This is a genomic window from Citreicoccus inhibens (genome assembly GCF_019039035.1).
GTDB classification, from domain to species: Bacteria; Myxococcota; Myxococcia; order Myxococcales; family Myxococcaceae; genus Citreicoccus; species Citreicoccus inhibens.
Map to the genome: position 1 here is coordinate 1 of NZ_JAHNZT010000066.1, position 16536 is coordinate 16536.

Below are 16536 nucleotides of genomic sequence, written 5' to 3' on the forward strand. Positions count from 1 at the left end.
GCTCCGCCCCCCGCGCCCGAGGCCCCCGTCGCGGTGGCGACGGGCCCCGCCCCGTCGCCCGCCCAGCCCGCGCCAGTCGCGCCCCCCGCGCCGCGGGTGGAGCTGCCCGCGCCGCCGAGCCAACCGCCCGTCACGGCCGAGGGCGCCACGGACTTCCTGCGCAACGTGGGCACCTCGCTGCTCGGGGCCGCCACGACGCTGCGCCAGGCGAGCTCGGCGGATCCGCTCGCGTACCGGCTGCAGCGCATGGGGTTGTGGCTGCACCTGTCCGCGCTTCCAACCGCGAACGCCCAGGGGAACACCGTCCTGGCGCCCCTGCCCACCGCGCTGATGTCGCGGCTGGAGACCATGTCCAGCCATGGCCGCTGGAGCGAGGTGCTGGACGAGGCCGAGTCCGCGCTGCACCAGCACCGCTTCGCGCTCACGCTCCACCGGTTCACCGTGGAGGCGCTGACAGGACTCGGCGCGTCGCATGCGGAGGCCCGTCACACCGCCGTGATGGAGCTGGGCAGCCTGCTGCGGCGCCTGCCCGGAGCCGAGTCACTGCTCGCCTCGGACGGCTCACCGCTGACGGACGAGCCCACCCGCGCGTGGCTGCGCGCGGAGGTGCTGGACACCCGCGCTCCGGGCCCCACGCCGAGGGCAGCGGTGGCGCTGACGCTGCCGCCCATGGCGCCCCTGGCAATGTCAGGCAGCGGTAACACGCAGGCCCTGGAGGACGAGGCGCGCGCGCTCGCGGACTCCGGCCAGCTCGCGGATGCCATTGCGAGACTTCAAGCCACCGTGGCCTCCACCCTCACGGGTCGTGAGCGCTTCCTGGCGCGCCTGGCCCTGGCAAGACAGGCCGCGAACGCGGGATTTTTGCCGCTCGCCCGCGCCTTGTTCGAAGCGTTGGACGTTGAAGTCAGCTCACACTCCCTGGATGCGTGGGAACCCGCGCTCGCCGCGGCGTGCCTCGAAGGCTGGCTGTCCACTCACACTGCAACACAAACGGATGTCGAGGGGGCTTGGTTGTCAGTCAAAGTTCGAAACCGCTATCGTCGCCTTTCGCAGCTGGACCCCACCGCTGCACTGCGCGTGCGTCAGTAGAAGCAACCCGAAGGTCCCGCGGCGAAGCTCCCCCTCCATGCGACGCCCGCGTCTTTACCGATACACCCAAGGAGAAAGCCGCAGATGAGCAAAGAGAGTTCTGTCGCCCCAACCGAGCGCGTCAACATCATCTACAAGCCCGCCACGGGGAACGCCCAGGAGCAGGTGGAGCTGCCCCTGAAGGTCCTGATGATGGGTGACTTCACTGGCCAGCAGGACGCTCGGCCCGTGGAGCAGCGCGCGCCCATCAACGTGGACAAGTCCAACTTCAACGAGGTCATGGCCCAGCAGAACCTCAAGGTCAGCCTCACTGCGACGGACAAGCTCTCCAGCGAGGCGGGCGCGACGCTGAACGTGTCGTTGCAGTTCAAGAACCTCTCGGACTTCGCGCCGGAGAGCATCGTCAACCAGGTCCCCGAGCTGAAGAAGCTCCTGGAGCTGCGCTCGGCGCTCAACGCGCTGAAGGGCCCCCTGGGCAACCTGCCCGCGTTCCGCAAGAAGCTGCAGACCCTGCTGAACGACGAGGAAGGTCGCAAGAAGTTGATCCAGGAGCTGGGCCTCAAGACCGAAGCCGAGTCCAAGTAATCATTCGCGGGGGAACTGAAACACCATGGGAACCGAGACCCAAGTTTCGAAGTCCACGAGCAACGTCGCTGACGTATCCCTGCTCGACGAGATTCTTTCCGAGGCCAAGCTCAAGCCGAAGGACGAGGGCTACGACGTCGCCCGCCGCGGCGTGCAAGCCTTCATCACGGAGATGCTGGCGCCCAACCGCTCCGAGGAGCGCGTGGACAAGGCGCTCGTCGACGCGATGATCGCGGAGATCGACAAGCGGCTGAGCTCGCAGGTCAATGAAATCCTCCACGTCCCCGAGTTCCAGAAGCTGGAGTCAGCGTGGCGCTCGCTGAAGTTCCTCGTGGACCGGGTGGACTTCCGCGAGAACACCCGCGTGGAGATGCTCAACCTCTCCAAGGAAGACCTGCAGAAGGACTTCGAGGACTCGCCCGAGGTCGTCAAGTCCGGCATGTACAAGATTGCCTATTCCAACGAATACGGCGTCTTCGGCGGCAAGCCCTACGGGCTGCTGTGCGGCAACTATGACTTCGGCACCGGCCCGCAGGACATGGAGCTGCTGCGCAAGTGCGCGTCCGTGGCGGCCATGTCGCACGCGCCCTTCATCGCCAACGCCAGCCCGGAGATGTTCGGCGAGGACAGCTTCACGAAGCTGCCGGACTTGAAGGACCTCAAGTCCCTGTTCGAGGGGCCGCAGTACGCCCGGTGGCACTCGTTCCGCGAGAGCGAGGACGCGCGCTACGTGGGCCTGTGCCTGCCGCGCTTCCTGCTGCGCCTGCCGTACGGCGAGAAGACCATCCCCGTGAAGGCCTTCAACTTCAGCGAGGAGGTCGTCGGGTCGCACGAGAAGTACCTGTGGGGCTACGCCTCCACGGCGTTCGCCACCCGCGTGACGGACTCGTTCGCCAAGTTCCGCTGGAGCCCGAACATCATTGGCCCCCAGTCGGGCGGCGCGGTGGAGAACCTGCCCCTGCACCAGTACGAGGCCATGGGCGAGCTGCAGACCAAGATTCCCACCGAGGTCCTGCTCACCGAGCGGCGCGAGTACGAGCTGTCCGAGGAGGGCCTCATCGGCCTGGTGTTCCGCAAGGACGCGGACAACGCGGCGTTCTTCAGCGCGAACTCGGCGCAGAAGCCCAAGTTCTTCGGCAACACGCCCGAGGGCAAGTCGGCGGAGACCAACTACCGCCTGGGCACGCAGCTGCCGTACATGTTCATCATGACCCGCCTGGCACACTACATCAAAGTGCTCCAGCGCGAGCAGATTGGCAGCTGGAAGGAGAAGTCTGATCTGGAGCGCGAGCTCAACCACTGGATCAGCCAGTACATCGCGGACATGGACGACCCGGCGCCCGCCGTGCGCTCGCGCCGTCCGCTGCGCGCCGCGCGCATCACGGTCGAGGACGTGGAGGGGCAGCCGGGCTGGTACCGGTGCAGCCTCCAGGTGCGCCCCCACTTCAAGTACATGGGCGCGTCCTTCACGCTGTCTTTGATTGGCAAGCTGGACAAGGAGTGAGCCCCCCTCTTCACGTCGGTGTCTCCATCTAGGCTGAGGGCTCTGTCACACCCAGGCTCGCGGTGAGTCTGGTTCAAACCGCGCGCCACCGCGCGCACTGCACGAGGTCACGCGAATGGCCGAAACAGTACATTTGTTCCTGAAGGCGAGTGGGTCGGAGATCAAGGGCGAGAGCACGCAGAAGAGCCTCGGCCGTGATGGCTCCATCGAGTGCGTCTCCTACAACCAGGAGGTCAAGACCGTGCGCGAGGCGGGCTCCGGCATGGCCACGGGCCGCCGGCAGTACAAGCCGCTCGTCATCCGCAAGCGGCTCGACAAGGCTTCGCCGTTGCTCATGAAGGCGCTCACGGAGAACCAGGAGATCGAGGGCACCTTCAAGTTCTTCCGCCCGAACCCGCTGGGCGATGGCACCACCGAGCAGTTCTACACGGTGTCCATCAAGCAGGCGCGCATCGACTCCATCACCCAGGTGGTGCCGGATGTGTTCGTGCCGACCAGCACGCAGCACCCGCCCATGGAGGAGATCACCTTCGTGTTCCACACCATCAATTGGACCTTCACCAATGGTGGCGTGACGCACGAGGACACCTGGGATCAGCAGCGCTGAGGTCCTGTCCCCGACCGGTCGCCCGGGCCTCAGGGCCCTGGCGGCCGGGCCGGGGGCTCGAAGTGACGCTGACGAATCATGGGCTCCCGAGGACTGCTGTCTCGTATCGCGGAAGGCAATGGCGCGCTGGCTCCGTCCGGCGACGTGTTGGAGTCCATCGCGGAGCACCTGCGCGCGCTGTTGAACACGCGCAAGGGTGAATCCGTGGCGACGCCGCACTACGGCATCCTGGATTTGAATGACATCATCCACAGCTACCCTTCCGCCATCCCTCGGATGACACAGTCCATCCGGACGGCCATCCAGGAGTTCGAGCCGAGGCTGAAGAACGTGGTGGTGACGTACGTGCCGGATGAGATTGACCCGACGGCGCTGCGCTTCGACATCACCGCGCAGCTGGCCACGCGGGAGCGCAAGGGAATGGTCCGCTTCCACTCGCAGCTGAGCCCGGGTGGACGGGTGGAGCTGTGGTGAGGACGGCGGACGCCGTGGGGACTGGGAGAGGGCGCGGATGTTCAGCAAGTACTACCTGAGTGAGCTGTCATATCTGCGCGAGATGGGACGGGCCTTCGGCATGGCCAACCCGTCCGTCGCGGGTCTGCTGGTGGAGCGCGGCGCGGACCCGGACGTGGAGCGGCTCTTGGAGGGCTTCGCCTTCCTCACCGCCCGCATCCGCGAGCGCGTGGATGATGACGTCCCGGAGTTGGTGCACGGGCTGACGGAGCTGCTGCTGCCGCACTACCTGCGGCCCCTGCCCGCCTCGTCCATCGTCGAGTTCTCGCCGCACCTGCGCGCGCAGCGCGGGCGCGCGCACGTCCCGGCCGGGGCGGAGGTGGCCTCGCAACCCATCGACGGGACGTCCTGTGTGTTCCGCACCACCGCGGACGTGGACTTCCTGCCGGTACAGCTGACGGACGCGCTGTTGGACCGCTCGTCGCTCACCTCGCCGGTGCTGCGCCTGTACTTCCAGACGACCGAGCAGGGGCGCGCCGAGGTGTTCCGCGCGCAGGGCCTGCGGCTGTTCATCCACGGAGAGATGTCCGCCAGCTCGGTGGTGCTGCTGTGGCTCTTGCGCTACTGCAAGCAGGTGCGCGTGCGGGGCGCGTCCTCGCAAGGCGACGGCGTGCGCCTGCCGGCCCAGTCCATCCACCCGGTGGGGTTCGATCGGGACTTCCGACTGCTCCCCTGGCCGCGCGCCAGCGAGGGCTACCGGCTGCTCCAGGAGTACCTGACGCTGCCGGAGAAGTTCCTCTTCTTCGACGTGCGCGGCCTGGACGCGGCGGCCGGCGCCGTCCAGGAGGACAAGTTCGAGATCTCCTTCCACCTGGAGCGCCCGCCGCCCATGGACGCGCGCATCCACCGGGAGATGTTCCGGCTGCACTGCGTGCCCGTCGTCAACCTGTTCAACGTGCCCTCGGATCCCATCCTCCACCACGCGTTGGATCGCGAGCACCTCCTGCGCGCGGCGGACCTGCCCGCCCACCACGCGGAGATCTACTCGGTGGACTCGGTGACGGGCCTCCAGGCCGGCCGCAACGACCGCCGCACCTACCGCCCCTTCTTCGACTTCACGCACACCGCGGGCGGGGGCGCCGAGCAATCCTTCTACCGGCTGCGGCGCATGCACTCGCCGCTGGATGAAGGCATCGACACGTTCATCACCCTGGAGACACCGCGCGACATGGCCCCGGTGCTGGGCTCGGAGGAGGCGCTCTCCATCGACCTGACGTGCACCAACCGCTCGCTGACCGCGCGACTCCAGGTGGGTGACCTGACGGCGTCCACGCCCCAGAGCCCCACCAACGCGCGCTTCAAGAACATCTCGCCGGTGAGCCGGCCCGCGCGCGCGCCGCTCGGGTCCGAGCTGCACTGGCGGCTGTTGTCTCACCTGGCCATCAACCAGCACTCGCTGGCGGACGCGGCGGCGCTCCGGCGGCTCATGGAGCTGTACAACTTCCACGCGCTCACGGACAACCTCTCCGCGCGCGCCAGCCGCCTGCGCATCAACGCCATCCGCGCGGTGGAGACCAAGGCGGTGACGCGGTTCCTGGAGGGCGCGCCCCTGCGGGGCCACCGCACGCTCGTGGACCTGGACGAGACGAACTTCATGGGCATGGGGGACACGTTCCTCTTCGGGAGCATCCTGGACGAGCTGCTCGCCTCGCACGTCACCATCAACTCGTTCAATGAGCTGACCATCCGCCTCCACCCCTCGCAGACGGAGTACTCGTGGCTTCCGAGGAACGGCTCCCAGCGTCTCTTGTAGACAGCGCGAAGACGCTCCAGGAGGCCGCGCCGAGGCTCGGCTTCTTCCAGGTCGTCGCGGCCCTGGAGCGGCTGACGGCGCAGGCGGCGCGCGTGGGCGGGGCGGGCCCCGTCACGGAGGAGATGATCCGCTTCCGGCACGACCCCTCGCTGGCCTTCTCGTCCGGGGAAGTGAGCGAGGTCACGTTGCGCGAGGTGCCCGTGCGCCCGGAGGATTCGTTCACCCGGCGCCCCTTGTTCGAGGTGGTGACGCGCTTCCTGGGCCTCACGGGCTCGGTGAGCCCCCTGCCCCACTATCTGGCCGAGGAGGTAGCCCAGGAGGATCCGGATCAAGCGGTGCGCCGCGAGTTCCTGGACCTGTTCCACCACCGGCTCCTGTCGCTGCTGTATCGCATCGAGTCCAAGTACCGGGTCTCCAGCGAGACGAACTCCACCTTCACGGACCAGTGGTCTCGGCGGCTGTTGGCCCTGGCGGGCTTCGACACCTACGAGAAGCCGCGCGAGGGGCGACTGCCCACGTGGCGGCTCTTGCGCATCGCGCCCCTCCTGGGGTGCCGGGCGCGCACGGCGGATCAGCTCGAGGTCGCGCTGCAGGACGTGCTGGGGGACGACCTGGAGGGCGCGCGGGTGACGGTGCGCCAGTTCGTGGGCCGATGGGTGGACATCGACGCGCGCGTGCAGCTGGGCCGGGCCAACCACGTGCTCGGGCGCAACATGCTGCTGGGTGGCAAGGCCTTTGACCGGACGGGGAAGATTCAAATCCACATCAGCCCGCTGCCACCGCGCGCCTATCGCCGGCTCATGCAAGAGGGGGATTTGCAGCCGCTGGTGCGCGAGGTGGTGTCCATCTTCGTGAGGGATCCGCTGGAGTACGACTTGGAGCTGGGCCTCACCGAGGGCGTCCAGCAACAGTTCCGCTTGTCGCGCCAGGAGCCGAGCCAGTTGGGGCGGGACACCTGGCTGGGCACGAGCCGACGGACCCGGCTGAACGTGCCCGTGCTGTGAAGCGTCAGAAGGGCCGGGCGCGGGGATTTACCGCGCGCGAGTCGCTGGGTATACCGTTGACCACCGTTTGTCTTTGGGGGCTCCCATTCACGTCGATCCGAAAGCGCTCGTCCGTCGCCTGACGCCCACCGCTGTCCGACTGCTGGAGGGGGCCGTTGCCCGAGCGAGCGCCGGGCACTTCTATGAGATCGTCCCCGAGCACCTGCTGGCGCAGATGCTGGAGGCGGAGGACTCGGACGTCGCGCGCATCCTCCACCACTTCCAGGTGGACCGGCACCGGGTGGCCGCGAGCATGGAGCGCGCCATCCAGTTCCTGCGCTCGGGCAACACGGCGCGGCCGGTGTTCTCCGAGACGCTCTTCCAGTGGTTCGAGGAGGCGTGGCTCCTGGCCTCCGTGGAGCACGGGGCCATCCGCCTGCGCTCGGGAATGCTGTTCGTCCAGTTCCTCCAGCGGCGCTCGCGCTACACCGCGGAGCTGTTCCCGGAGCTGGATGCCATCACCCGCGACGAGCTGATGAGTTCGCTGGACGAGGTGCTGCGTCCGTCGCCGGAGAACGTGGAGGCCTTCCCCGCCGACAGCAGCGGCGCGGCCCCGAGCGGGCCGCAGGGCGCGCGCGGCGATGAGGCGCTGCGGCGATTCGCCACCTCGTTCACCGGCCGCGTGCGCGAGGGAAAGGTGGACCCCATCTTTGGTCGCCACCGGGAGATCCGCCAGATGGTGGACATCCTGTCGCGGCGCCGGAAGAACAACCCCATCCTGGTGGGCGAGCCGGGCGTGGGCAAGACAGCGCTCGTGGAGGGACTGGCCTGGGCCATCGTGCGCGGCGAGGTGCCGGACGCGCTGAAGAACGTGGAGCTGCTGGGCCTGGACCTGGGCCTGCTCCAGGCGGGCGCGGGCGTGCGGGGCGAGTTCGAGAACCGGCTGAAGGCGGTCATCGCCGAGGTGAAGGCCTCTCCTACGCCCATCATCCTGTTCATCGACGAGGCGCACACCATCATCGGCGCGGGCGGCGCGCAGGGCGGCACGGACGCCGCGAACCTGCTCAAGCCCGCGCTGGCGCGCGGCGAGCTGCGCACGCTCGCGGCCACCACCTGGGCCGAGTACAAGAAGTACTTCGAGAAGGACGCGGCGCTCGAGCGGCGCTTCCAGCCCGTCAAGGTCGAGGAGCCCAGCGAAGCGGAGGCCGAGATGATGCTGCGCGGCCTGCGCCCCACCTATGAGACCGCGCACGGCGTCATCATCCGCGACGAAGCGGTGATGGCGGCGGTGCGCCTGTCCGCGCGGTACATCAGCGGGCGGCTGCTGCCGGACAAGGCGGTGGACCTGCTCGACACCTCGGCGGCGCGCGTGAAGGTGGAGCTGTCCACGCGCCCCGAGGAGTTGGTCGCGATGGACCAGGAGATCTCCGGCCTGGAGCGGGAGCAGGCCGCGCGGCAGCGAGACCTGGCCGACGGCTCGGCGCCCGAGGATGAGGCACTGGCGGAGGTGGAGGCCCGGCTGCGCGCCCGCGTGGACCAGCGGGCCGCGCTGCACGCGCGGTGGGAAGCCGAGCGCGCGGCCGTGGCGGCGCTCCTGGATGCACGCAAGGCCCTGCACACCGCGGCGCCGGACGCGGACAAGGCAGCGCTCAAGACCGCGGTGGAGGCCGCCAGTCAGCGCCTGGAGGAGCGGCGCGGCGCGGAGCCGCTGGTGCACGCGGACGTGGACGCGGACATCGTCGCGCGGGTGGTGGCGAGTTGGACGGGCGTGCCCGTGGGCAAGATGCGCAACGACGTGTTGGACGCCGTGCTGAACCTGGAGTCCCGGCTCCAGTCGCGCGTGCGCGGCCAGGACGCGGCCTTGCGCAAGGTGGCGGAGCTGATCCGGATCTCCCAGGCGGGCATCCGCAACCCGGACACGCCCATTGGCGTGATGCTCTTCGTGGGCCCCAGCGGCGTGGGCAAGACGGAGACGGCGCTGGCCCTGGCGGACGCGCTCTATGGCGGCGAGCGCTTCATGACCACGCTCAACATGAGCGAGTTCCAGGAGAAGCACACGGTGAGCCGGCTCATCGGCTCGCCCCCCGGCTACGTGGGCTTCGGCGAGGGCGGCATGCTCACCGAGGCCGTGCGCCAGCGCCCCTATTCGGTGGTGCTGCTGGACGAGTGCGAGAAGGCCGACCTGGAGGTGATGAACCTCTTCTACCAGGTGTTCGACAAGGGGATGCTCACGGATGGCGAAGGCCGCGCGGTGGACTTCAAGAACACCGTCATCATCCTCACGAGCAACCTGGGCTCGGACCTGGTGATGCGCATGTTCGAGGATGGCAACACGCCCACCTCCGAGCAGGTGATGACGACCATCCGCCCCGTGCTCAGCAAGCACTTCAAGCCCGCGCTGCTGGCGCGCATGACCATTGTCCCGTACGGGCCGGTGCAGCGCGACGTGATGCGGGAGATCGCCCAGATGAAGCTGGACAAGCTGGTGGGCCGGCTGCGCTCGGCGCACGGGGTGGAGACGACACTGGCGCCGGAGCTGCTGGATGAACTGGCGCGCCGGTGCACCGAGTCCGAGATGGGCGCGCGCAACATGGAGCAGATCCTCCAGGGTTCGCTCATGCCCGTGCTGTCGCGCGAGCTGCTCCAGCGGCTCGTCTCCGGCGCGGTGCCTCCGCGCCTGCACATCGCCCTCACCGCCGAGGGCGACTGGGACTTCCAGTTCGCGAATGCCTGAGGAACCTTCCATGAGACGAACGCTCCTCGTTCCCATCGTCGCGCTGAGCCTGCTGGCCGGGTGCGCCACCGTGCCCAAGCCCGCCATGTGCTTCGCCGAGGCGGGCCCCAACGCGCGCTCCTTCCCCGCGCCGGACGTATGGTTCGCGCTGCTGCTCCACGGCTACGACCAGGACACGGGGGCCGCGCCGAGGCCCGCCGTGGACTGTGCTGGCGCGCCCGTCTGGTGGCAGGACCCTGTCGCCGACGAGTGCCATGAAGCAGGTCCGGACTCGCTGCCCTTGCCGCCTCCGGAGAAGCTGACCGAGGGCGACCTGGTGCTGGAGACGCTCCAGGCCAACCGCAGGCTCGTGTGGGTCATCACCCGCCGCTTCACCAACGGAGAGGCGCTGGGCCCGGTGGCCCTGGTGGAGACGACGGAGCAGGGCTTCCGCGTGGACGCGCTCGGCTCGCTGCGCGCCATGCCCAAGAACACCAAGCTGCGCCTGGAGCACGTCAGCGGCACGGACCTGCTGGTGGCCGAGGGTGACGCCTGCATCGCCGAGGGCGGCGAGGAGGTGTGCCGGCGTCACGCGCGCATCCTGCCGCTGCGGCGTAACCGGTTCTTCAGCGAGTCGGTGTCCGACAAGGCCCGCGCGTGCCAGGGCGCCGCGTGGTTCCCCTTGGCGCGCGAGCAGCTGTTCGAGCTGCCCAACAAGCTGCAGCGCAAGTTCGAGCTGACCTCCACGATCACCTTCAACGCGAACGACATCAGCGTGCAGGAGCAGGTGCAGGTGAGCGACTCGGACCCTTCCCAGCCCAACGTGGCGCCGCGCCTGTACCGCCGCGCGCAGGACGTGCGCACGCTGGTGGTGGCGGAGAACGCGCTGGTGGGCAACAAGGCCTCGCTCTGGTCGCGGATGATGGAGCAGCAGGTCCGCATCGGCGCGCGCATCGTCCCGGAGAAGCCCATCTTCGCGATGCCCGCCAAGCCGCCTCCCGCGAAGGAGGAGGCCCAGGCGCCCGCCCCGGCTGAGCCGGCGAAGACTCCCGCCGAGGCGGCGAAGACGGCCACCACCGCCGCGGGGAAGACCGTGGCCCCCAGCAAGCCCACCCCCGCCCCCGAGGCCACGGCGAAGCAGGCGGGGCCGTAGGTCGCGCGAGAGTCGCGCTGCCCCCCGAGGCGCCCGGAACGCACATCGAGGTGCATCCGGGCCCCGTTCTCTGATCCGCGCGGGCTGGACGCCCACCGCGAGGCGTGGGAGGCCAACCTCGGACGTCTGGCGCGAGCAGCCGCGGGGGAGCGGGTGCGTCCCCGCTGCCGTCGCGCGGTTCGAGGACGCGCGTGCCTGCGCGCGGAGTCACATCAGAACCTGAGAAGGTGTGAAGGCGGGCCGTTCCCGAGGCCCTGAGACTCGGGCCCAAAGCCATCCATCGCTACAGGCATGTATTCCGTGAAACACGCGCGAGACACGCGCTCTGTCACAGTGGCCCCGGGCTCTCGGTGCATTCGGGGGCAATCATGACAGGCCGTGTCGGCGCGGAATAATATGATCATGACGAATCTGACCAACCCCGCGTAGCTCCCGGGAGAGCTGAGCAGGGCGTCATACCGGCATCTGAAGATGCAGGACGTCGCGGGGCCGTTGCACAGGCCACCGCGAAGCAGAGCTGTGTTCCCAGCGCGGAGTACACGAGATGAGCAGCGACCTGTCGAAGCGAATCGCGAACCTGTCTCCGGAGAAGCGCGCGGAGCTCCTGAAGAAGGTCGCCGCGCAGAAGGCGGCCTCCGGCAACACGGCCAGGGGCACTATCGCGATCCAAGACCGTTCGCGGCCGCTTCCTCTCTCCTTCGCGCAGCAGCGGCTGTGGTTCGTGGATCAGCTGGAGCCAGGGACGTCGCTCTACAACGTGCCCATGGCGGTGCGCATGGAGGGCGAGGTGAACGTCGCCCTGCTGGAGCGCGCGCTGCTCGAGGTGACGCGCCGCCATGAGGTGCTGCGCACGACCTTCGTCGAAGAGGGCACCGGCCCCGTGCAGCGCGTGGCGGCCGAGCCGACGTTGGCGCTGGAGGTACGCGACGCCACGGGCGCGAGCGACGAGGCGCTCTGGGACGCGGCGCGCGAGGTCGCGGCCCGGCCCTTCCAGCTCCACCAGGGTCCGCTCATGCGCGCGCTGCTCTTGCAGCGCGGCGCGAAGGACCACCTGCTCACGATCGTCATCCACCACATCATCTCCGACGGCTGGTCGATGAACGTGCTGGTGCGCGAGGTGGCCATGCTCTACGGCTCCTTCGCGCGGAACCTGCCGTCGCCGCTGCCGCCGCTGCCCATCCAATACGCGGACTACGGCGTCTGGCAGCGCGAGTGGCTCCAGGGCGAGGTGCTGGAGAAGCACCTGGGCTACTGGAAGCAGCAGCTCGCGGCCGCGCCCCCGGCGTTGGAGCTGTACACCGACAAGCTGCGGCCCGCGAAGCGCAGCGGCGCGGGGGCCCGGCACGACTTCCACCTGTCGCGCGAGCTGATGGAGGGCCTCAAGGCGCTCGGCCAGCGCGAAGGGGCGTCGCTGTTCATGGTGTTGCTGGCGGGCTGGCAGGTGCTGCTGGCGCGCTACGCGGGACAGGAAGACGTGAGCGTGGGCTCGCCCATGGCGGGCCGCGCGCGCGGTGAGACCGAGGGCCTCATCGGCTTCTTCGTCAACACGCTCGTGCTGCGCACGCAGGTGGAGAACACGCTGCCGTTCCGCACCCTGCTCGCGCGCGTGCGAGAGACGGTGCTGGGTGCGCAGGAGCACCAGGGCCTGCCCTTCGAGCGGCTGGTGGAAGCGCTCCAGCCCGAGCGCATCCAGGGCCGCAGCCCGTTGTTCCAGGTGATGTTCACGCTCCAGGCCTCGCTGGGGGCGGGCCCGGTGTCCGTGGAGGGCGTGAAGTTGGAGGCCAGCGAGCTGGACACGCGCACGTCCAAGTTCGACCTGGTGCTCCAGGTGCTGGAGACCGAGCGCGGCCTCCAGGCGTTCCTCGAGTACGACACGGACATCTTCCTCGCCAGCACCATCCAGCGCATGGTGGAGCACCTGCGCGTGCTGCTGGAGGGCGCGGTGGCGCGTCCCGACGAGACGGTGGCGCGGCTGCCGATGATCACCGCCGACGAGCGGATCCAGGTGCTCTCCACCTGGAATCCTCCGCTGCCGGCACCCCTGGGCTGGCACACGCAGCACGCGTCCTTCGAGGCGCAGGCCCAGCGCACGCCCGACCGCATCGCGGTCTACTTCGGGGATGCGTCGCTGACGTATGCGCAGCTGGAGGCGCGCGCGTCGCAGCTCGCGCGCTACCTGGTGCGGCTGGGTGTGGGCCCCGACGTGCGCGTGGGCCTGTGCGTGGAGCGCTCACTGGAGCTGGTCGTCGCGGTCATCGCGGTGCTGAAGGCGGGCGGCACGTACGTGCCCCTGGACCCCGCGTTCCCTGCGGATCGGCTCGCGTACACGATTGAGGACACGGGGATGCCCGTGGTGGTGACGCAGCGGTCGTTGATGACCACGCTGCCCCAGCACTCGGCCCGCGTGGTGATGCTGGACGAGGACGCCGCGGCCATCTCGCGCGAGGACAGCTCGCCGCTGCGGATCGACGTGCCCGCGGACTGCGTGGCCTACGTCATCTACACCTCTGGCTCGACCGGCCGTCCCAAGGGCGTGCAGGTGCCGCACGGCGGCGTGGCGCGCTTCCTCGAGGCCATCCGCGCGACGACCGGGTTCTCCGAGCGCGATGTCATCGTCGCCGTCACCACCCTGTCCTTCGACATCCACGTGCTGGAGCTGTTCCTGCCGTTGATGGTGGGCGGTCAGGTGGTCGTCGTCCCGCGAGAGGTCGCGATGGACGGCAAGCGCCTGGGCGCGGTCATGAAGGCCCGTGGCGTCACCGTGCTCCAGTGCACGCCGAGCACGTGGCGGCTGCTGCTGGAGGCGGGCTGGGACGGCCGCGGCCTCATGGGCATGATCGGCGGAGAGGCGCTCCCCCGAGACCTCGCCGACTCGCTCATCGCGCTCGATACGGCGCTGTGGAACGTCTACGGCCCCACCGAGACGACGGTCTGGTGCACGGCGCATCTCGCGGAGCCCGGCACGAGCGCGATCCCCATCGGAAGCCCCATGGCGGGCACGCTCGCGTACGTGCTGGATGAGAGCCTGCAGCCGGTGCCGCCCGGCGTGCCGGGCGAGCTGTACCTGGCGGGTGAGGGGGTCACGCGCGGCTACCTGGGCCGCGAGGACCTGACGGCGGATCGCTTCCTGCCGGCCCTCTACGGCGCGACGCCGGGCGGACGCATGTACCGGACGGGCGATCGCGTGCGTTGGAACGCGCACGGCGCGCTGGAGTACCTCAACCGCGTCGACAACCAGGTCAAGGTGCGTGGCTATCGCATCGAGCTGGGAGAGATTGAAGCGGTGCTCCGCGAGAACCCGTCCGTCCGAGACGCCGCGGTCATCGTGCGCGGCGAGGGCGCCGACAAGCGGATCCTCGGCTACGCGGCGCCGCGGCCCGGCCACACCCTGGATGCGCTGGTCCTGCGCGCGAACCTCAAGGCGCGGCTGCCCGAGTACATGGTGCCTGCCGTCGTCACGGTGATGGACGCGCTGCCCCTGACGCCCACGGGGAAGATCGATCGCAAGGCGCTGCCCACGCCGGACGCCCCGCAGTCCGAGCGGCAGCATGTCGCGCCCCGCACGCCCACCGAGACCCTCCTCGCCAGCATCTGGTCCGAGGTCCTCAAGGCGCCTCAGGTCGGCGTCATCGACAGCTTCTTCGAGTTGGGCGGGCACTCCCTGCTCGCCACGCAGGTCATGTCGCGCGTCCGCGCCGCCTTCGCGGTCGAGCTGCCCCTCCAGGCCTTCTTCGAGACGCCCACCGTCGAGGCGCTCGCCCAGCGCATCGACGCGCTCCTGCCCACCGCCTCCCTCGCGATGCCCCTGGGCCCCTCCGCGCGCGACACGGTGCTCCCGCTCTCGTTCGCGCAGCAGCGCCTCTGGCTCATTGATCAGCTCGACGCTCGCAACACGGCGTACAACCTCCCGTCCGCGTTGCACCTGCATGGCCGCGTGGACGTGGAGTCCCTGCGCCGTGCATTCGAAGCGCTCATCGAGCGCCACGAGTCCCTGCGCACCACCTTCGCGGAGCACGAAGGTGAGCCCATCCAGGTCATCCAGCCTCCTGCCCGCTGGGCGCTGGAGGTCACGGACCTGTCGAACCTGCCCGAGTCCGAGCGCGAGGCCGAGGTGCGTCGTCGCGCGACGCATGAGGCCTCTGAGCCCTTCAGCCTCGCGAATGGGCCCCTCCTGCGCACCGCCCTGCTTCGCCTGTCCGAGGAGCACCACGTCCTCTTCGTGACGATGCACCACATCGTCTCGGACGGCTGGTCCATGGGCATCGTCGTGCGCGAGCTGACGGCGCTCTACGAGTCCATCCGCAGCGGCACCCCCACGTCACTGCCGCCGCTGCCCATGCAGTACGCGGACTTCGCGACGTGGCAGCGCGGCTGGCTCCAGGGCGAGGTCCTCCAGCGTCAGGTCGACTTCTGGAAGCAGCACCTCGCTGGAGCCCCGCCGCTCCTCGAGCTGCCCACCGACAAGCCTCGACCCGCCGTGCAGGGCAACGCTGGCGCCACGCTCGCCTTCTCTCTGCCCAAGGCGCTCACGGACTCGCTCAAGGCGCTCGCGATCCATGAAGGCGGTTCGCTCTTCATGGTGCTCCTCGCGTCCTGGCAGGCGCTCCTCGCGCGCTACTCCGGTCAGCTCGACATCTCCGTCGGCTCGCCCATCGCGGGGCGCACGCGCGCTGAGACGGAGGGCCTCATCGGCTTCTTCGTCAACACGCTCGTCCTGCGCGCACAGCTCTCCGACTCCCTGACGTTCCGCGCGCTGCTTCACAAGACTCGCGATTCCGTCCTCGCCGCCTACGCACATCAGGACGTTCCTTTCGAGAAGCTCGTCGAAGCGCTCCAGCCCACGCGTAACCTCAGCCACGCGCCGCTCTTCCAATCGTTGCTCGCGCTTCAGAACGTGCCTTCGCGCGCGGTTCATCTCCCGGGCCTCGTCTTCAAGCCCGTCGAGTTCGAGACCCGCAGCTCCATGTTCGACCTCAGCGTCACGTTCGTCGAAACGGAGCAGGGCCTGCAAGGTTCGATGGAGTACAGCACCGACCTCTTCGAGCAGCACACTATCGCGCGGCTTACGCAACACCTGCGCGTCTTCCTCGACGCGGTCGTTGCCCAGCCGGATGTCCGTCTCGCGCAATTGGCGCTGCTGCCCCAGCACGAGCGCCACCAACTCCTCGTCGAGTGGAACCAGACGCAGGTCGACTACCCCCGCGACTCGCTCCTCCACTCCCTCTTCGAAGCCCAGGCGGCACGCACGCCCGACGCCCTCGCCGTCATCAGCCCCGAGGCCTCTCTCACCTACCGCCAGCTCGACGCTCGCTCCAACCAGCTCGCCCACCGGCTCCGCTCCCTCGGCGCGGGCCCCGAGTCCCGCATCGGCCTCTGCGTCGAGCGCTCCGCTGACATGCTCATCGGCGTCCTCGGCATCCTCAAGGCTGGCGCCGCTTACGTCCCTCTCGACTCCTCCTACCCCAAGGAGCGCCTCGCCTGGCTCCTCGAGGACGCTCAGGGCCCCGCTCTCGTCGCCCACTCACACCTGCTCGCGGCGCTCCCTCCTCACTCCGCCACCCCCGTCTGCCTCGACTCCGACTCCGAGCTGCCGCATCTCCCCTCGACTCCGCTGCCCCCTGCCGCCCTCCCGGACA

The 16536-nt window shown here is 69.2% G+C and carries 10 protein-coding genes; all 10 read left to right on the forward strand.

Features of this window, described 5'->3' with window-relative positions:
- Window positions 1–1089: type VI secretion system domain-containing protein (locus KRR26_RS35250; RefSeq protein WP_217082031.1), on the forward strand; the 1089-nt coding region annotated here is incomplete at its 5' end.
- 84 nt (window positions 1090–1173) lie between these two features.
- Window positions 1174–1674 (forward strand): type VI secretion system contractile sheath small subunit, encoded by a 501-nt coding sequence (tssB, locus tag KRR26_RS35255; RefSeq protein ID WP_120210980.1) that lies wholly within the window; start codon window positions 1174–1176, stop codon window positions 1672–1674.
- A 25-nt stretch (window positions 1675–1699) separates the two neighbouring features.
- Complete coding sequence (gene tssC / locus KRR26_RS35260) at window positions 1700–3178, forward strand: type VI secretion system contractile sheath large subunit (RefSeq protein WP_120210979.1); 1479 nt, start codon at window positions 1700–1702, stop codon at window positions 3176–3178.
- A 115-nt stretch (window positions 3179–3293) separates the two neighbouring features.
- Entirely contained in the window at window positions 3294–3785 is a 492-nt protein-coding gene (locus KRR26_RS35265) for an Hcp family type VI secretion system effector (protein WP_120210978.1), read from the forward strand.
- A 78-nt stretch (window positions 3786–3863) separates the two neighbouring features.
- Entirely contained in the window at window positions 3864–4259 is a 396-nt protein-coding gene (tssE, locus tag KRR26_RS35270; RefSeq protein WP_120210977.1) for a type VI secretion system baseplate subunit TssE, read from the forward strand.
- A 37-nt stretch (window positions 4260–4296) separates the two neighbouring features.
- Window positions 4297–6051: a type VI secretion system baseplate subunit TssF gene (gene tssF, locus KRR26_RS35275; RefSeq protein WP_120210976.1), complete on the forward strand. Its 1755-nt coding sequence runs from the start codon at window positions 4297–4299 to the stop codon at window positions 6049–6051.
- Complete coding sequence (tssG, locus tag KRR26_RS35280) at window positions 6015–7055, forward strand: type VI secretion system baseplate subunit TssG (protein ID WP_120210975.1); 1041 nt, start codon at window positions 6015–6017, stop codon at window positions 7053–7055. The genes tssF and tssG overlap by 37 nt, the downstream gene beginning before the upstream one ends.
- A 73-nt stretch (window positions 7056–7128) precedes the next feature.
- Window positions 7129–9768: a type VI secretion system ATPase TssH gene (gene tssH / locus KRR26_RS35285; protein ID WP_217082032.1), complete on the forward strand. Its 2640-nt coding sequence runs from the start codon at window positions 7129–7131 to the stop codon at window positions 9766–9768.
- 10 nt (window positions 9769–9778) lie between these two features.
- Window positions 9779–10900, forward strand: coding sequence for a hypothetical protein (locus KRR26_RS35290; protein WP_233577563.1), 1122 nt, complete (start codon window positions 9779–9781; stop codon window positions 10898–10900).
- A gap of 544 nt (window positions 10901–11444) precedes the next feature.
- Window positions 11445–16536, forward strand: a 5092-nt coding sequence (locus KRR26_RS35295; RefSeq protein ID WP_217082033.1) for a non-ribosomal peptide synthetase, incomplete at its 3' end; no start/stop codon positions are given.